The sequence below is a fragment of the Peribacillus sp. NJ11 genome (assembly GCF_030348405.1).
Taxonomy (GTDB): Bacteria; Bacillota; Bacilli; order Bacillales; family DSM-1321; genus Peribacillus.
The window spans coordinates 228,639-246,139 of record NZ_JAUCFO010000001.1 but is presented as its reverse complement, the minus strand read 5'-3'; the positions used below and the strand labels follow the sequence as shown (position 1 = coordinate 246,139).

General features: G+C 39.6%; 16 protein-coding genes, 1 tRNA gene and 1 riboswitch. Of the genes, 14 read left to right on the top strand and 3 right to left on the bottom strand.

Features of this window, described 5'->3' with window-relative positions:
• The first annotated feature begins 26 nt into the window (after positions 1-26).
• The 4 genes from QUF86_RS01180 to QUF86_RS01165 all read left to right on the top strand — a co-directional run bounded on the left by QUF86_RS01180 (position 27) and on the right by QUF86_RS01165 (position 3,274).
• The gene (locus QUF86_RS01180) at positions 27-1,214 is read left to right on the top strand and encodes a M20 family metallopeptidase (protein ID WP_289333372.1); all 1,188 of its coding nucleotides are present in this window, start codon (positions 27-29) and stop codon (positions 1,212-1,214) included.
• A gap of 12 nt (positions 1,215-1,226) precedes the next feature.
• Positions 1,227-1,427, top strand: a complete 201-nt coding sequence (locus tag QUF86_RS01175) for a DUF3311 domain-containing protein (protein WP_289317800.1) — start codon at positions 1,227-1,229, stop codon at positions 1,425-1,427.
• Positions 1,424-2,911 (top strand): sodium:solute symporter family protein, encoded by a 1,488-nt coding sequence (locus tag QUF86_RS01170; protein ID WP_289317799.1) that lies wholly within the window; start codon positions 1,424-1,426, stop codon positions 2,909-2,911. Before QUF86_RS01175 ends, QUF86_RS01170 begins: the two co-directional genes overlap by 4 nt.
• A gap of 222 nt (positions 2,912-3,133) precedes the next feature.
• Positions 3,134-3,274: a hypothetical protein gene (locus QUF86_RS01165; RefSeq protein ID WP_289317798.1), complete on the top strand. Its 141-nt coding sequence runs from the start codon at positions 3,134-3,136 to the stop codon at positions 3,272-3,274.
• Here the strand turns inward: QUF86_RS01165 and QUF86_RS01160 are convergent.
• Together QUF86_RS01160 and QUF86_RS01155 are read right to left on the bottom strand one after the other, a co-directional pair.
• Positions 3,261-3,389, bottom strand: coding sequence for a hypothetical protein (locus QUF86_RS01160; protein ID WP_255256698.1), 129 nt, complete (start codon positions 3,387-3,389; stop codon positions 3,261-3,263). The genes QUF86_RS01165 and QUF86_RS01160 overlap by 14 nt on opposite strands.
• Positions 3,390-4,639: 1,250 nt before the next feature.
• Complete coding sequence (locus QUF86_RS01155; RefSeq protein ID WP_289333371.1) at positions 4,640-4,915, bottom strand: hypothetical protein; 276 nt, start codon at positions 4,913-4,915, stop codon at positions 4,640-4,642.
• A gap of 382 nt (positions 4,916-5,297) precedes the next feature.
• Positions 5,298-5,463, top strand: a riboswitch (M-box (ykoK) riboswitch).
• Positions 5,464-5,714: 251 nt separating this feature from the next.
• Between QUF86_RS01155 and mgtE the strand changes: the two genes are divergently transcribed.
• The 6 genes from mgtE (at position 5,715) to tsaA (ending at position 12,830) form a co-directional block, all read left to right on the top strand.
• On the top strand, positions 5,715-7,070 hold the full coding sequence (gene mgtE, locus QUF86_RS01150) for a magnesium transporter (RefSeq protein WP_289317797.1): 1,356 nt from the start codon (positions 5,715-5,717) through the stop codon (positions 7,068-7,070).
• Positions 7,071-7,631: 561 nt separating this feature from the next.
• Entirely contained in the window at positions 7,632-8,660 is a 1,029-nt protein-coding gene (locus tag QUF86_RS01145; RefSeq protein WP_289333370.1) for an NADP-dependent oxidoreductase, read from the top strand.
• A gap of 483 nt (positions 8,661-9,143) precedes the next feature.
• Positions 9,144-11,096 carry an FUSC family protein gene (locus QUF86_RS01140; protein ID WP_289333369.1) on the top strand — a complete coding sequence of 651 codons (1,953 nt, stop codon included), beginning with the start codon at positions 9,144-9,146 and terminating at the stop codon, positions 11,094-11,096.
• Positions 11,097-11,262: 166 nt separating this feature from the next.
• The gene (locus QUF86_RS01135; protein ID WP_289317794.1) at positions 11,263-11,676 is read left to right on the top strand and encodes a YbjN domain-containing protein; all 414 of its coding nucleotides are present in this window, start codon (positions 11,263-11,265) and stop codon (positions 11,674-11,676) included.
• A 184-nt stretch (positions 11,677-11,860) separates the two neighbouring features.
• Positions 11,861-11,934, top strand: a tRNA-Gly gene (locus tag QUF86_RS01130).
• A gap of 425 nt (positions 11,935-12,359) precedes the next feature.
• Positions 12,360-12,830, top strand: coding sequence for a tRNA (N6-threonylcarbamoyladenosine(37)-N6)-methyltransferase TrmO (tsaA, locus tag QUF86_RS01125; RefSeq protein WP_289333368.1), 471 nt, complete (start codon positions 12,360-12,362; stop codon positions 12,828-12,830).
• Between the two features lie 221 nt (positions 12,831-13,051).
• Here tsaA and QUF86_RS01120 read toward each other — a convergent pair whose 3' ends face one another.
• Positions 13,052-13,720 (bottom strand): B3/B4 domain-containing protein, encoded by a 669-nt coding sequence (locus QUF86_RS01120; protein WP_289317792.1) that lies wholly within the window; start codon positions 13,718-13,720, stop codon positions 13,052-13,054.
• A 106-nt stretch (positions 13,721-13,826) separates the two neighbouring features.
• Here QUF86_RS01120 and queG point away from each other — a divergent pair, with 106 nt between their 5' ends.
• The 4 genes from queG to nfsA all read left to right on the top strand — a co-directional run bounded on the left by queG (position 13,827) and on the right by nfsA (position 17,415).
• Positions 13,827-14,966 carry a tRNA epoxyqueuosine(34) reductase QueG gene (queG, locus tag QUF86_RS01115; protein WP_289333367.1) on the top strand — a complete coding sequence of 380 codons (1,140 nt, stop codon included), beginning with the start codon at positions 13,827-13,829 and terminating at the stop codon, positions 14,964-14,966.
• Positions 14,967-15,161: 195 nt separating this feature from the next.
• Positions 15,162-16,019: an amidase domain-containing protein gene (locus QUF86_RS01110; RefSeq protein ID WP_289333366.1), complete on the top strand. Its 858-nt coding sequence runs from the start codon at positions 15,162-15,164 to the stop codon at positions 16,017-16,019.
• A 67-nt stretch (positions 16,020-16,086) separates the two neighbouring features.
• Entirely contained in the window at positions 16,087-16,575 is a 489-nt protein-coding gene (gene trmL, locus QUF86_RS01105; RefSeq protein WP_289317789.1) for a tRNA (uridine(34)/cytosine(34)/5-carboxymethylaminomethyluridine(34)-2'-O)-methyltransferase TrmL, read from the top strand.
• A gap of 90 nt (positions 16,576-16,665) precedes the next feature.
• A complete protein-coding gene (gene nfsA, locus QUF86_RS01100) occupies positions 16,666-17,415 on the top strand; it encodes an oxygen-insensitive NADPH nitroreductase (protein WP_289333365.1) in 750 nt (249 codons plus the stop codon).
• Positions 17,416-17,501 lie beyond the last annotated feature (86 nt).

Genomic DNA, 17,501 nt, shown 5'->3' with positions numbered 1-17,501 from the left:
ATTGAATGAAAAAGGGGTTGTAGTGGATGTCTCAAACTATAATGGTTCATGATTTGATCGAGTCTGTTAAAGATGAAGTGATTGCTTGGAGAAGGTATTTACATAAGTATCCTGAGCTGTCTTTTCAGGAGGGAAAAACAGCACAATTTGTTTATGAAACGCTACAAACTTTTGGTGAATTGGAAATTTCACGTCCGACAAAAACGAGTATAATGGCTCGTTTGATTGGCCGGCAGCCTGGGAAGGTTATTGCACTGCGGGCAGATATGGATGCGCTTCCAATTGAAGAAGAGAATGATTTTGACTTTGTGTCACAGAATTCAGGAGTGATGCATGCTTGCGGACATGACGGACATACGGCGATGCTGCTTGGCACGGCAAAGATTCTTACCCAGTTAAAGGATCAAATTAAAGGGGAGGTGCGTTTTTTATTTCAACATGCTGAGGAACTGCCGCCGGGTGGAGCCCGAGAGATGGTGGAGGTCGGTGTGCTTAATGGAGTAGATATGATCATTGGCACTCATCTCTTGTCGACTCTTCCATTAGGGAAAATTGGTTTGAGTTACGGTCCGATGATGGCTGGAGCCGATACTTTTAACATTACCGTGGTGGGTAAGGGGGGGCACGCCTCACAGCCCGAACTAACCATTGATCCCATAGCAATTGGAACTCAGGTGGTATCAAATCTCCAGCACATTGTTTCGAGATATCAAGATGCACAGGACGCTCTTGTTATTTCAGTGACTCAGTTCCATGCGGGAAGTGCGATTAATGTTATTCCAAGTAGTGTAAGTATTGGAGGTTCCGTTCGAAGCTTTAATCCGGAACTGAGGGAAAAGATTCCAACCTTTATGGAACGGATTGTAAAAGGAATTACTGAAGCACATGGAGCTACTTATGAAATCGATTATCAGTTCGGTTATGCTCCGACCATTAATGATGAAGACGTAACTCGATTGATGGATGAAACGGTCTGTGAAGTATTTGGTGAAGAAAGTCGAGAGATTTTAAAGCCAATTATGGGAAGTGAAGACTTCTCTGCTTTTCAAAAAGTAGTTCCGGGATCTTATATTGTAATAGGAGCTCGTAATGAAGAAAAAGGGATTATTCATCCTCACCATCATCCCCAATTCACTTTCGATGAACAGGCTTTACAATATGGGGTGAAGTTATTTGTTCACGGGACTTTTAAAGTGTTAAATCTATCATACTAGGGGGTTGAGCGTATGAAAAAAATATATTGGCTCGGAATTATCCCGTTTCTTGGCTTTATTGTAGGCGCTTTGTTTACAAATAAAGTGACTCCCTATGTACTTGGAATGCCATTTTTTCACTTTTGGATTGTACTCTGGTCTGTGCTAACCACAGGTATTATGGGGATTATCTATCTATTTGATCCTGCTAATCAGGAGGGAGATTCAAAATGAATATTGCCGTGTTTTTCATCCTGTTTTTTTTCGTCATTTCTGTTTTGATTGGTATTCAGGCTAAAAAAGGGAAAGAAATGAACTTAGAGCAATGGTCGGTTGGAGGACGCGGAATGGGAACCCTACTGATTTTCCTCTTGTCCGCAGGTGAAATGTATACTACCTTTACCTTTTTAGGGGCAAGTGGTTCGGCTTATGGGGAAGGGGGTTCTATCTTTAGTATCGTATCATACGGCTGCCTGGCAACAGTTATCTCCTACTGGACATTTCCTGCTATCTGGAGGTATGCAAAGAAACACCGATTAGTTTCCCAATCTGATTTTTTTGTAAAAAAATATCAAAGTCCTTATCTTGGTGTGCTTGTTGCGGTTATTGGTGTTATAGCTTGTACCTGCTACTTAGTCCTGCAATTGAAGGGGTTAGGGTATATCGTTTCTGCAACATCATATGGCGCAATCTCCTCTACAGCTGCCATTTGGGTTGGAGCAATTGGTGTAACCATTTTTGTAATGGTCTCCGGTATTAACGGTTCTGCCAGGACAGCTATTTTGAAGGACATTCTGATTCTTGGCATCGTCGTATTTTTAGGAGTTTATTTCCCTCTTCATTATTATGGCGGTATTCAACCTATGTATGAGGCCATTGAAAGTGCAAAGCCGAACTTTACCATACTTCCGGATAAAGGAATGAGCGTTTCGTGGTATATATCAACCGTTATATTAAGTTCGATTGGATTTTATATGTGGCCGCACGGGTTTTCTCCTATTTATGCCGCCTCTAGCGAAAAAGCTTTAAGAAAAAATGCAATCCTAATGCCAATGTACCAATTGATTTTGTTGTTTGCCTTTTTTGTCGGATTTGCAGCTATCTTACAGACGCCTGGATTAAAAGGCAGCGAAGCCGATCTTATCTTGCTGCAACTTTCTAAACAGGATTTTGATCCATGGTTTGTGGGCTTAATTGGTGGAACTGGCGTGTTAGCTGCTTTAGTGCCAAGCTCTATGCTGTTGATGTCAATATCAACATTGCTCGCAAAAAATGTATATAGCGTATTCACTCCATCAGCAACGGAAAATCAGATTGCAAAACTGGTTAAATACTTGGTTCCGCTAATTTCGCTCGTAGGGATTTACTTGACCTTTAAAGGTGGAAATTCCCTCTTTAGTCTTGCTTTAATCGCCTATAATTTTATCACACAACTTGCTCCTGCCTTTTTCGCAAGTTTGATGAGAAAGAATTTTGTAACCAAACAAGGAGCATTCGCCGGGATTATAACAGGAGGCGTGCTAGTCTCTATTATGGAACTAGGGAACATAAAAATTGGTCAACTGTTTCCTTATCTTCCTCAAGCAATTAAAGACCTGAATGTCGGAATTATCGCGCTATTTGTTAACATTGCAGTATTAGTGGTGGTTAGTCTGATGACAAAAAACATTACTTATACTCATAAGGATAATGATGTTTTGGAGACAAAAACAGTATAGCACAAGGTTTTAATACAAAATGAATCGAATAGCCAATCAACATGAATACTAACTATTCCAGAGTAATTCATATCAGATAAGTTTATGAAAACCGACCGTCCTATATTTACAGTTCGGATAACGCTGATTATGTAGACTGATACAGAATGGGACTTTTTTTGAAATCAAAGGGTGTCCAGTGCACATGGTAATTCAGCGAGTCTCCCTTTTTGGTGAGAATCCATGGGAACCAAATTAATCATCAACTTGAAGGAAATAGATCATTTAGATCGCTTTCTAAACAATAACAAAGAAGATTATCTACAAATGAAACAAACCGGTCAGAATATGGCCGGTTTGTTTCATTTAATTACTCTGTTTTAGAGCTCTGATCTTTATTTCTTTTATTTCCTTTACTGTTGTCACCACTAACAGGAGCTTGTCCATGTAATTGCGGTGAATTTTGATTACGGCTGCCTTTATTAAATTTTTTTGTCATGTCTCACATCTCCTTTCTTTTTTCAAATACAGTTTGTCCCTTTTTGATGAACTTATGTTTTTCAATTGAAAAGTACATCTTTATCCAAGCGATATTCAAACCATTGTTTCAAAGATAAAAACCGAAAATTACCCTCCAGGATATAGGCATATAGTTTATGTTGATGAATTTGAACAGAGTGGCGACATTCAATGATATGTAATTTGTATCTAAAATTTTACTAAAGAGGGGTAGTAAGCTGAAGCAGGGGAATTCTAAGTTATTAGTAAGCGTTGCAGGTCGTACTCAAAGATGTAGTACAACAAGAAGAAAACATGAACCGTGAGATGCAGTGTGGATACACACTTCTTCCACACTGTTTCACGGCCAGTAAGCGGTAGTTCAATTGGGATGATGGATAGAATTATTACCTGTTGATAAAAGGGGCTCAGCTGCATTTCTAGTCAGGTTGTTTAGACTAGAGTCACAGGGGGCTGAGTCAATTTATTAAAACGCTAGTCGGATTTCCAAGCTTATTGATCTGGATCCAGCAAAGAGATTGTCAATTCGCCCTTGAGGGATCGTACATACAAAGTGTGAAAAATGGCTGTTTTGACTGTTGAAAGTTTTGACTTTGGAGATGAAATAAAATTATCGTTAGGGAATGTTCGGAACTAGAGGATCTTTTATCATAAGTTTATTCAAGAGGTATTAATTACATAAATCGCTACTTTATTTTTAATAAGCTTGCAGTAGTAGTTTGTAGTTCTGAAAAAAAGAACAGTATATACAGATAAATGATTTCAAAGATACATGTAGTGTTCTTTTTTAAAGCATGTATAAACATTTGCATAATGATCTTTCCTTTCTTAATGTAATTTCATCAATTATACTAATGATTTTATACAATATCTCCCACTTTGTTAGATTACCTAACAGTGTTTTTTTTGAAGTGAATTTTGTTGAAAAGGGATCGTTCGCCAAGGTGAATAGCATCATGTAAATGAAGGAGGGCTATTTTAAGTGGACAATATTTGCAACATTACCTCGATAGAATATATTTTTCGTGCCATTTTGGGAATGATGTGTAGCTTCGGCATTAAATGACCTGATAACAACGGTCTGTACAGCTCACGACTACAGTCCATGAGTCCTGTTCCATTTACGGTGATCACCGCCTTACCGAAAGCGATATCAATTTCCCCAACCTATCGGAAACCAATTGAGAAAAACTAGGTAGAAAGTCGCGATAAGCGCGTTGCTCCCAAAAATTAATAATGCTCGGGACGAAAGTGTGTATTCTTCAGTTCTCTTGGTTTTAATCTTTTCGAGTATAAGTAATTCAGAATCTCCTTTTTCCTTATGTAACGCTTTGGAAACGGTTGATTTGGAATCTTTATATCTCCTTCCCACCTACCTTCAATGGCTTTCAACGAGCTCACATCCTTCGAATTCTCATCCACTTGTTCCGTGTCCTTGGTTCTGCAGCCTGCCATCAATACAAAAGCACTTACTATAATACATATAATCGAAAAAAGTCTTTTCATTTGAGCAACTTCCTTTCTTAAAATAATTAGAGATAAGAAGATATTTTATTAGAACATTTAACGTGTTTTTTTGTTTCAGTCACTCATATCAGTCTTCATTATAAGTAAGTTTTAATATATAATTCCAATATTTTCCCTTAATATGGCGTTTGTTTTTCCACTGTATCTTTTTAAATATGATGGCCATTGCGGCTGTGTAGAGGGATGTATTAAAAAATATCGAAGAGACATTAAATCAGACCGTCTTAATCGAGAGCGTATAAGTCGGTGTTGTTTTCATGGTACCTTTTTAAAGGTAGGGATATTAGGTCAATATATAGAATGATTTATAAATCAAACATTGACATCTAATAGAAACTCTTTTAGAGTGGATGTGTAAATTAAATATCCTCGTTAGGTGAGGCTCCTGTGTAGGAGATACGCTACTGCCCAAAAATGTCGAAAGACGCCAATGGGTCAACAGAAACCATCGACATAAGGTGGTTTTTAATGTAGCTGGCTTTGTCCTATGCCACACAGTGCTAAAGCTCTACGAATGGAGGAACTGGATTTATGCTATGTATTTGTCATTCAGCCATTTACGGCTGTTTGTATTTGTCTTCCAGGCAATGTACGCATATATACCGTATTTAACACCTTCATTTGTAATGGAGGTGTTTTTATTTTTTCCTGGAGGTTAGGATTGTGGGTCACCACTCACGGCGATATACTCCAAGCTTAATGAAAATTGAATGAACACAAAGATTTTGAAGGGGAATAATAATATTTTTTTACTCCCCTAAAAGGAGTTGAGGGAAAAATGAAAGTCCTGACAGAAGACCAAATAACTTTACAAATCATAAAAGTTTTAAAAGAAGGAAAAAAGAAAGAATTTCAAGCAATATTAGAAGAACTCCAACCATATGACATTGCTCGAATATTCGAGGGACTCCCAGAAAAACATCATACACGTTTCTTGTTGTTCCTTGATTCAGAACAAATTGCTGAACTGATTCAAGAACTTGAAAAAGTACATCAATTAAAGATTCTTAGTAAATTAGGAATTGAGAAATCCGGCCATGTAATGGATTTAATGGATAATGATGATCTAGCTTCATTGTTAGAGAACCTATCCCCTGAAAAAATTGAAGAACTTCTTTCAGGTATGAAACAAGAAGAATCTAAAATCGTTCAAAATATCATGAATTATCCCCCGGAAACGGCAGGACGAATAATGACGAACCGTTTTGTATGGATCCCCCAACATTATACGGTTCGTGAATCAGTTGAAAAGCTTAAAATCTTTGCGGAGTTTTCGGAAACGATTAACTATCTTTATGTAATAGATAACGATAAAAAATTAGTGGGTGTTGTCTCATATCGGGATTTAATAATAAATGATGAATCTGAAAAAATTCAAGATATAATGTACAGCCGGGTTATCTCCGTATTTGCTTATGAAGATCAAGAAGAGGTAGCCGGTGTTATTGAGCGTTATGATTTTTTAGCGATTCCTGTTGTTGAAAAAAATAATGAGTTATTAGGAATTGTAACCGTTGATGACATCATTGATGTTGTCATTAAGGAAGCGAATGAAGATATTGAAAAACTCTCGGCATCTGGTAAATCCATAGATTTTGACACGAAGGCGCACGTGGCCGCATATCGTCGGCTACCCTGGCTTATTTTACTTTTATTTATCGGGTTAGTGTCTGGAACCATTATAAGCGGCTTTGAAGAAACATTGTCCAAAGTTGTTGCACTTGCCTTCTTTATGCCGATGATTGCTGGTATGACTGGAAATACAGGTACTCAATCTTTAGCTGTTGTTGTAAGAGGCCTGATTACTAGTGACACGGATAAGGGAGTGGTTACCAGACTTATTATACGAGAGCTTAAAGTTGGATTGATAATAGGTGTTACCTGTGGAATTTTAATTTCCATCATAGCTTATGTTTGGCAGGGTAATCCCGTTCTGGGATTAGTGGTTGGAAGTTCATTAGTCATGACACTGATTATTGGGACTTTAGCTGGGACCATTATTCCTCTGATATTATATAAATTCAACATCGATCCTGCAGTTGCTTCGGGTCCATTAATTACAACACTAAATGACATACTCTCGTTACTTATTTACTTTGGAATTGCAACAATGTTCATTTCAAAATTGATGTAGACTATCCACGAGTTAGTTTATTAAACCAGTTCATAAGAAGAAGGGGCAGTACCCCTGTCGAGTGTACAATAAAAAAGAGTATTTCAAGCTGCGGCCTTTTCTCGGTATTCAATAGGGGAAAGGCCGTTGAATTTTTCTTGGAAGAGATCCATGTATTGTAGATTCCATATGCGAGAAAAATGATAAGTTTGCCGCTCTCTATGTCATCCAAGTTTCTTGGATATATTTTTTATCCCTGACTGTTCCTTAATTCTTGTTTCATTTTACTGTCACTCTAAAATATGGATTGTATGTTTCATAATGTAGACCAAAATAAACGGTTTTTTTATTTGCTCAAAGGTTATTAACCAAGCCTTTGTTCATTCAGCCATTATGCTCATGACCTTTATATGAATGAAAAACATGGGACATAATAGGTCATAGCAAGTTTAGGATTTCCAGTAAAGGCTACATAAAGAGTGTTATGGAAGCAATGGGCAGTCATATTCTTTGACCTACGAACTTCATCGGTGATACGCTTCTTTTCGAAATTACGTATTCAAAACCAAGGAGGAACGAATGATGACACAAACCAAACAACAAATAATCACCCTGGCAAACCGTCCAAAAGGTATGCCTTCGAAAGGGGATTTTAACTTTGTTGAGAGTGAAGTTCCCAAACCAAAAGATAATGAGATATTAGTACGGACGCTATATTTATCCGTCGATCCATACATGCGTGGAAGAATGCAGGAGACCAAATCATATATTGCTCCATTTGAATTGAATAAGGTCATCACGGGTGGCGTTGTTGCTGAAGTTGTAGAGTCCAAATCGAATTCCTTCAAACAAGGGGATGTCGTTGTTGGGAATATCGACTGGGCAGAATATACAGTTGTCACTGAAAAGGAAATCCGCGTGATTGATCCTAAGGTGGCTCCGGTCACAACTCATTTAGGGATTCTTGGAATGACCGGTTTAACAGCTTACTTTGGATTGCTTGATATCGGTAAGCCACAAGAAGGTGAAACTGTAGTGGTTTCAGGGGCAGCTGGTGCTGTTGGTTCAGTAGTTGGACAAATCGCTAAGATTAAAGATGCGAAAGTTGTTGGCATCGCAGGTTCAGATGAAAAACTTGAGTACTTAACGAAAGAGCTCGGATTTGATAGTGCCGTAAATTATAAAAAGGATAGTTTTACTGCAGATTTAGCTAATGCTGTTCCTGATGGAGTCGATGTTTATTTCGATAATGTCGGCGGCGAGGTGTCCGATGCTGTTTTCACACTTTTGAATCCGAATGCCCGAATTCCATTATGCGGAGCGATCTCCTCGTATAATGCAGAAGGAAAAGATCTAGGACCGCGTCTGCAATCGGCGATGATCAAAACGAGTGCACTTATGAAAGGTTTCACAGTTGGAAATTATGCCGATAGATTCCAAGAGGGTGCGACGGATTTAGGAAAATGGCTCCAAGAAGGAAAGCTGAAGTATGAGGAAACGATTATTGAAGGGTTCGAGAACACACCAGATGCATTTTTAGGTTTGTTTAAAGGAACGAACCTCGGTAAACAGCTTGTAAAAGTAGCGGAACCTGAATTCGCTAAACTATAAGTTTTATGGAAACACGGCGGAGGCAGGCCTTTGTTGTGATTTTTAAGCAGCTTATAATAAAAGCGGCCTTTTTTCGATATTCAATCGGGGAAAGGCCGTTTTCCTTTTTATAAAAAGATATAATCCCAGAATGTAGACAAACTCGATGAAAATCGAGTTTGCCTACATTTTTTTAAGAGTTTGTACAATTTGAACTTTGCCTCCAGGCACTCGCTTTCCGCGGGCGGTCCGACCTCGGCGCTTTTGCGCCTGCGGGGTATCCTCTGGACGCGCTTTTCCCGCAGGAGTCTCGCACACCCGCTCCAATCTACTTTGTTTTAAAATTTAGATAGAACCCCTTTTGTCTACAAACTGATAATCCTTCATTACCTTTAGTTGTATCTTTTTATCCATATGAAGGATATTAATTATTAGAAGTCACCTCATCAGACATAGCTTTCACTGCAGAGTTAATAGAATCATTAATGAAAGGATAAATTGAAAATGGTTGAAAATAAGCACAGGTCCTCTTCCGAATCTCTGAAATTAGATGCGATACATACGACATTTAAACAGGCTTTTGAAATAAAAAAGAATCCATTTCCTTGGATAAAAGCACTAAGTGCAGGCATAGCTGCTGCCTTACCTGTTTTCATTGGTTTATTACTCGGAAATTTAGCTTACGGTTTACTGGCAGGGATAGGAGGTTTCACTTATTTATACGTTTTTAACCAACCGTATCACCAAAGAGCTAAAAAGATTTTCTTTGTGATGGTGGGTCTTGCTTTATCTGTTGTTTTAGGGACGCTTTTGGCTCCATACCAATTGGGAACAGCCATAATGATGGGAATCATCGGGGCAAGTGTTTTTTTTCTATTTGGTGCATTAAAGATTACCGGTCCTTCGGCGGTATTCTTCGTCTTGAGTTTTGCACTTGCGACAGGTATGCCAGTTGATCAAAGTTTGGCCCCGTTGCGTGGGGGCCTCGTTTTAATGGGTGGGGCACTATCTTGGATAATCTGTATGTTAGGCTGGTTTTTCAACCCTCATGGACCAGAATCGCTTGCGGTGGGAAAGGTGTACAGAGAATTGGGGGCATTCTTTGATTCCATGGGAACCGAGAAATTCAATAAAGCAAGACAGGGAACGGTAATGGCGATGAAACTCGCTGAAGATACACTGTTAGCCGGGTTTTCAAACAGGCGAAGTTCAGATGAGTTAAAGCGGTTGTTCTTATTGAATGAACATGCGAATGCCATATTCTTGAAGGCACTGGAAATTTCCTTGAACAAAAATATCGTACTGCCGCAAGAATTAGGTCAATCCGTTCATGCCCTGGCAGGTTCAATTGCATCTAAAACAAAGAATAAAAAAAAGATCCTTCAACCTGACCAAATGACTGAAGAGGTGGAAGAGTTATTCATGAAGATTTATAATGCAGATGCCATCATGAATGAACCTGTCAAGAAAATCGATCAAGCAGCAACCATCTCAAAGCCTTCTTTAAAAACCATTTTTCTTGGGGCGTTCGATAAGAATTCAATTGTCTTCCTCTCTTCCGTTCGATATGGAACAATCCTTACCATTGCTGCCATCATCGCCTATTCCGCCGATTTTAACCGTTCGTACTGGATTCCCTTATCCTGTGCGGCCGTTATGTCGGGTTCGACCATCATCGCCACATTCCATCGGGCGGTCCAAAGGACTTTCGGGACGGTCATCGGACTCCTGATAGCAAGTTTAATTCTAGCAGCCGTTCATAAAGAGTTCATCATCGTTCTGATCATTTTATGTTTGACATTCATTACAGAGCTTTTCATCGTTCGGAATTATGGATTGGCGGCGATGTTTTTTACCCCTTCAGCATTGATCATGGCCGAATATTCATCTCAAAGTTATGATTTCAGTTTTTTTGCGACTGTAAGGATAACCGATATCGTCGTTGGAAGCTTGATAGGTCTTATTGGGTCGCTGTTGCTCGGAAGTCGTTCGGCATCCAGTCTTCTCAATCATTTGATAGCCAAAACGATTCGAAGCCAGGGGCAGTTATTATTGATGGCGTTCTCTGAAAAAGATAATGACCTTGCAATTGATGAAAGCAGCGAAAGGAACAAAATGCAAACAAATATGGTGAATCTATTAACGGTCTACAATGCATCCCTTGGTGAGATATACAAAAACAAGACTAGACTGGAATCTCTTTGGCCCGTTATATTTTCGATAGAACAGATGGGCTATTATCTAAATGCCAGCTTGAAATCCTCTGAACGGCCAGTACTATCAGAGAGAAAGCTCGCTCAGTTGCTGTATGTTTTCGAAACCATGGCGATAGCGGCAGATAAAGGTAGATCACATACTAGTAAAGAAGTGCCTGAAATTGAAGGATATTCAAAAATCCGCCGGGAAATTTTGGACCTTCAAGAAGCGCTTCAGTTTTGCGGAGAAGCAACTGGCTAATCAATCTATTGATTCTAATAAGGGAGTTCATATTTGGCTCCCATTCATTTAACGAGTGATTTCTTCGCCTCTGTTAATAGGATGCAATTGGAATGTTTGTAAAAAACTCTGTAAAAATGCCAATTTTCATTATAAAATGTAAATACATAGAGAAAGGTGATGAACCATGTCAAACGTTGCTAAATTTCGTGATTTTTTAACTAGTGAGAAAATCTATATGAATGAGTTGAATGAAGATGGCACCACCTTTTTTAGAGCTGAGCAAAAGTTAAAGGACGGGTGGAAGGTCCTTTTAGTATTTGCATTCAATGAAGATGAAAATGTGGCGGACTTATTTTGCTTTAATGTCGCCGAGTTGAAGAATCCTGAAAAGAAACAGGATGTACATACACTGTTGAATGAATATAATGCTAATTTTAGGTATTCAAAGCTTTATGAAGAAAATGGGACGATTTCCATTAGGTATTCATACTCCATCGAGGGGGATATCGTACCGGATCTCGCGTTCAGGAAGTTAATCATGCTGCTTGAAACGGCACAGCAGGTTTATCCGCGGTTAATGGAAGTCATATGGTCATAACATAATATAGGATGAAAAAGTTCTCTGAATCAGGGGACTTTTTAACATCTTTACTAAAGTGAATGAATATATTATCGTTACAATCCATTAATTTAAATTTTTTTAAAAAGAACTATTGCATTTTTTCACATTAAACTATATAATTAATTTTGTTGGTAATTCGACAAAGTTCTACAAGGATTATGCGGGTGTAGTTTAGTGGTAAAACCTCAGCCTTCCAAGCTGATGATGAGGGTTCGATTCCCTTCACCCGCTCCAATACATACTCATAACGTAGGGTTTCGTTACCTGGAGAACGAAGCTTTGCGTTTAAATATTATAACTAGGATTCTACTGTTTACAGTGGAATTTTTTTATTGTCCAAAATTACCATCCAGGAGGGTGGCTATTTTGATGCAGCACACTCATGTTCAAACTGATTAACTACGGTAGTAGAATCAGTTTGAACAAGGGTGTGCTTTTTTTGTCCAAACAAACGTTTATTGTTGCGATTGCTTCTTTGAATAAAAGGTATTGAAGGAAATATTTGTAATGCGACTACCCAATCTTGTAGTATTGATAATGAGAGTAAATATATTTCATGTTTTCGCGTAAATCCTGATCCTTTAATGGTTAGAGGAGAATTTCGGGAAGTTTGTTCAATGGATCCATTTTGAATTGTGAATATGGAGGGGGAAGCGAAAATGTCACTACTTTTAGAACCAATAGGTTTAATCCAAAATAATAGAGTTAATTTGGAAGATGATTATTGGGGAGAAGTAATTTCCGAGATAATTATGGATGAATCCAAATTCAAAGAAGATTGCCTGTTTGGATTAGAACAATTTTCACATATTGAAGTCATATTTTATATGAATAAAGTGGACCCTGACAAAATTCAGTTCAATGCCAGGCATCCAAGAAATCGAACTGATTGGCCAAAGGTAGGTATCTTTTCTCAAAGGGCCAAAGCAAGGCCAAATCAGCTTGGTGTATCCAGATGTGAATTGTTAAAAGTAGAGGGTCTAAAGATAACTGTGAGGGCTTTGGATGCCATTGATGGAACTCCAGTATTGGATATTAAACCTTATTTGTCTGAATTTGGCCCGATTGGCCAAGTGAAACAACCCAATTGGTCAAAAGAGGTAATGAAAAACTATTATAGTAATGGTTAACAAAAGTATGAAATTAATTTCAAGTAGTTGGCTTACATTAACTGTGTCCAAATCTAATCTTGCTATTTCAATCATTCTTATATGCTCTTCCATTCAGGAATCATTATACTCCTTTATCGGGGTGGACGAGAGGGTAAATAAAAGGATACTAGCTAGTTCCTTGGAAATTATGAAAAGACCCCTTCCGATTGTGGAAAGGGTTTATTTCCGTTCAATTTTGATTATCCTTCTACAATCGAGTAAGTCCCTTCACCACCGTGTATTTCAAGGAACATGTCCATCAAAGATTTCGTTAGCTGATGGGCTTCAGTGATTGGAGTCTTGGGTTGTAAATAAATGATTTGGATGGCCCTTTTCGTCTCTTCGGTGACTTTCGTTCGTTCTGAATCAACGTATGGACTTCCGAAAGCACCATCATGATCGGCTGATGTAATCATATTTTCCATGGAATTCAAGCGGCCGTTCAAACCGTCATAACCATCTGTTCCCTCGCCAATCTTAATCGAGATGTCACCCGCTAATTTATCCGCATCATAAATGCCGATAGGAACTTCATATAAAAGGGAGAAGAAGTTATTCAAATCGATGGCTGAATGGATGGGTGTCAAGTAATTCTGTTTTTTAACGCGGCGGTAAAGGGCTTCCACGGATGGGCGATACCGTGACGGGTTGGTTCCTGTGGTCTTGAAAATCTCTCGCCACTCTTTAATGCCGGAAAAGTCGGTCAACTCCTTTTCTTCAAGGTCGAAGAAAAGAGCCTCCTGAAATAATTGAAGTCTTCCTTTCACCATTTGCGGGGAGGGACCTACTTCGATGTTTTCATATGTAATGATCCCAACTTTGAATTCAGGGATTTTGCTGCTAAGATTAGCCGATATGGTAATTTCCAAGACGTTACACCTCCAAAAATGATTGGAATTAGTTTATCATAGATAGCAATGGTTTGAAATGAATACAAGCTTCGATGGGAATACTGAATGAACGTAGGTGATTAATATGGATATGAATACATTCAAGCAAGAAGTGATTTTATATAGTAAAGAGATCGGCATCGATAAAATCGGGTTTACATCGGCCACGGCGTTTACCGAATTGAAAGGTCGGCTGGTACGTCAACAGGAACTGGATTATCAGTCAGGGTTTGAAGAAGCCGATATAGAAAAAAGGGTCAGGCCTGAATTGATATTCGATAAACCGCAATCCATCATTTCGATTGCGCTTGCGTATCCTTCGAAATTGAAGGATGCTCCGCAAAGTACAAAAGGTGAGCGACGCGGGATTTTTTGTCGGGCTTCGTGGGGAACGGATTACCATGCCGTCCTTCGGAATAAATTGCAGTTACTTGAGGATTTCATTAAAGATAAAGTGCCAGGGGCAATGGCGAAGTCAATGGTTGATACGGGCGAATTATCAGATCGGGCTGTTGCTGAGCGGGCAGGAATTGGCTGGAGTGCAAAAAACAGTATGATCATCACTCCGGAATACGGGTCTTATGTCTACTTGGGAGACATGATCACCAACCTGCCATTTGAACCGGATCAACCGATGGAAGATCAATGCGGGACATGCAATAAATGTGTCGATGTTTGCCCGACAGGTGCGCTCGTTCAGGGTGGTCAGCTAAATTCCAAGCGTTGCATTGCGTTCTTAACGCAGACAAAGGGTTTCCTACCGGATGAGTTCAGGACGAAAATAGGCAATCGTTTGTATGGATGTGATACATGTCAGACCGTATGCCCCAAAAACAAAGGAATGGATTTTCATCTTCATGAAGAGATGGAACCCGACCCCGAGTTAGCAAAACCGCTGTTGAAACCTCTGCTTACGATTTCAAATCGGGAATTCAAAGAGACATACGGCCATGTATCTGGCTCTTGGCGCGGTAAAAAACCAATCCAACGAAATGCCATTTTAGCATTGGCCCACTTCAAAGATGAAACGGCATTGCCTGAATTGATCCTGGTCATGAAGGATGATCCGCGGCCCGTCATACGGGGAACGGCAGCCTGGGCAGTTGGTAAAATTGGTCGGGAGCAGGCCGTTTCCATACTGGAAGAAGCACGAATGAAGGAAACGGATGAAGAGGTATTGGCGGAAATAGAAAAAGGACTACAGTTTACCTTGGAAACAAAATGATATGTAAGACGTAGCAGCCCCGTTAATATTAACGGGGCTGCTTTTTTGCTTAAGATATTCCGAGTTCCTTCAAGGAAACTTTCTATATATTTATAAGATTCGAAAGGGTTGAAACCCTCATTTTATGAAGTTGTGTTTTTGTCCATGCCCTCATACATACACATTAGCATAGATGGTAAGAAGGAGGGCATGAACTTGAGGAATCAATTGCAACGCCTTTTACAAGAAAGAGTGGAGTTTTATACTTCCGATAATCAGGAACGGAGTGAAAGGAAGTTACATCTGAAAAAGGATTTGATGAGGAACCGTGCTGCGGAAATTGTTCGGGTGAATGCTGCAGGCAAGGTACATTCGAAGAGAAAGGAAGACATGGAGACTGTCCTGACTTATCATGTGCACCTGCAATATTTATTGAAACAGGAGGATTCATTTTATATAGAAGAAGAAATGGAAGAACGGGAGGCTCGGTTTCGAAATGGGTATATAGTGGATGAACGTGAGCTGTTTCCCACCATTGAAACGGAAGAGGTACCGCCAGAATCTGATCCAGGTGCAGATCGTCTCGCATATAAGTACGATCGGATGAAGGCCGTCCAATATGCCGAGCGTTGGTGGAACGAATTCAATCCGGCTTATAATAAATTCACTGATGATTGTACGAATTACATTTCACAATGTTTACATGCGGGAGGAATCCCGATGTGGGGGGCGCCAAACAAAAATAAGGGCTGGTGGATAAGAGGGAAAAGCTGGAGTTACACATGGACGACGGCCCATTCTTTATATCATCTGCTTAAAGCCGGGAATGCCATCAGGACAAAGCAGGTGAAGACGGCCAAGGAATTGAATTTGGGTGATATCCTCTGTATAGATTTCGAAGGGGATGGGCGGTTTGATCATAACTTGATCGTAACGGCGAAGGATCAGGATGGGATGCCGCTTGTGAATGCCCATACGATGAACAGCCGACACCGGTATTGGACGTATGAGGATTCGACTAGGTATACACCGAATATCGTTTATAAATTCTTTGCGATTTTGGATGGAAGGTGATTGGTTTTTAGTCTTTTTTGTTTAATGCTATAATTAAGGTGAAGTTTAAACTAGAGGTGAAAATGAAGTGTCAATACATGTAGTTTTATATCAACCACAGATTCCAGCAAATACAGGCAATATCGCAAGAACGTGTGCAGGGACGGATACGTCTTTACATCTCATTCGTCCGCTCGGTTTCTCAACGGATGACAAACAGCTCAAAAGGGCCGGTCTCGATTATTGGGAGAATGTAAAGATCCATTATTATGATTCGTTGGAAGAGTTCTATGAAAAGAATGCCGGCGGTGAATTTTATTACTTAACGAAATTCGGGGAGCAGCCGCATTCCAGCTTCGATTACAGTGATCAAGACAGTGAGATATACTTCATTTTTGGCCGTGAAACGACAGGTCTCCCGAAAGAGCTGATCCATGAAAATATGGATAGGTGCCTAAGGATTCCAATGACGGATAAAGTACGTTCCCTTAATCTTTCGAACACGGCTGCCATCTTGGTTTATGAAGCATTGAGACAGCAAAATTACCGTGAATTGGATTTGAAAACAAAAGATTGAGTTTCATCACTGCATACTGTCATCGCGGTAGATTCAGCCCCGATGATGGTTGTTTTGTTTCACTTTACATATTGAATAGGGGTGGGAGCTTTGAATCATATTATTGAGAAGATTTTAGATCACCGTTCCATTCGTTCTTTTGAGGACAAGCTATTGTCTGAGGAGCAAATCAGTACGATTGTGGAATGTGCCCAGGCTGCATCGACTTCAAGTTATATTCAAGCGTATTCAATCATAGGGGTATCCGATCCGGAAAAGAAAGCCAAGCTTGCTGAACTTGCCGGACCACAATCTTATGTAGAGAAGAATGGGCATCTATTCGTCTTTTGTGCTGATTTATATCGTCAGGATATGGTTTCCGAAATGGAAAACACGGACCTGACTGAATCGATTGAAAGTACGGAGAAATTCATGGTTGCCTGTATTGATGCTGCTCTAGCTGCTCAAAATGCAGCACTGGCCGCAGAATCGATGGATCTTGGCATTTGCTATATCGGCGGGATCCGCAATAATCTCCCGGAAGTGTCAGAGATTTTGAATATACCTCATCGGGTCATTCCGTTATTCGCCCTAGTGGTCGGATATCCGAAAAACCGTTCTGATAAAAAGCCGCGTTTGCCGCAGTCCAATATCTATCATGAAAATGGATATCAGGAGGATAAGCAGGAATTCATCGGACAGCTTGAAGAGTACAATGAAACGATCTCGAGTTATTACGAGCGTCGGACTAAAGGTAAACGAAAAGACACCTGGACCGAGCAAATGGCTGCCATGCTTGGAAAGAAAAGCAGGTTATACATGAAAGATTATGTGGAGAAGCAAGGATTTAAGAAACATTAATCGATGAAATGACCTTTTAGTAATATTCTTACCGTTCCCATAAGGGACATTTACCAAAATCCTGAACATGAGCTAAACAATAAAGA

Excerpts from the sequence above, each read along its gene's own strand:
- QUF86_RS01135 (WP_289317794.1), top strand. The coding sequence starts at position 11,263 with ATGTCAAACGTTGCTAAATTTCGTGATTTTTTAACTAGTGAGAAAATC.
- QUF86_RS01170 (WP_289317799.1), top strand. The coding sequence starts at position 1,424 with ATGAATATTGCCGTGTTTTTCATCCTGTTTTTTTTCGTCATTTCTGTT.
- QUF86_RS01140 (WP_289333369.1), top strand. The coding sequence starts at position 9,144 with ATGGTTGAAAATAAGCACAGGTCCTCTTCCGAATCTCTGAAATTAGAT.
- QUF86_RS01175 (WP_289317800.1), top strand. The coding sequence starts at position 1,227 with ATGAAAAAAATATATTGGCTCGGAATTATCCCGTTTCTTGGCTTTATT.
- QUF86_RS01145 (WP_289333370.1), top strand. The coding sequence starts at position 7,632 with ATGACACAAACCAAACAACAAATAATCACCCTGGCAAACCGTCCAAAA.
- QUF86_RS01165 (WP_289317798.1), top strand. The coding sequence starts at position 3,134 with ATGGGAACCAAATTAATCATCAACTTGAAGGAAATAGATCATTTAGAT.
- QUF86_RS01155 (WP_289333371.1), bottom strand. The coding sequence starts at position 4,915 with ATGAAAAGACTTTTTTCGATTATATGTATTATAGTAAGTGCTTTTGTA.
- mgtE (WP_289317797.1), top strand. The coding sequence starts at position 5,715 with ATGAAAGTCCTGACAGAAGACCAAATAACTTTACAAATCATAAAAGTT.
- tsaA (WP_289333368.1), top strand. The coding sequence starts at position 12,360 with ATGTCACTACTTTTAGAACCAATAGGTTTAATCCAAAATAATAGAGTT.
- QUF86_RS01180 (WP_289333372.1), top strand. The coding sequence starts at position 27 with ATGTCTCAAACTATAATGGTTCATGATTTGATCGAGTCTGTTAAAGAT.
- queG (WP_289333367.1), top strand. The coding sequence starts at position 13,827 with ATGGATATGAATACATTCAAGCAAGAAGTGATTTTATATAGTAAAGAG.
- QUF86_RS01160 (WP_255256698.1), bottom strand. The coding sequence starts at position 3,389 with ATGACAAAAAAATTTAATAAAGGCAGCCGTAATCAAAATTCACCGCAA.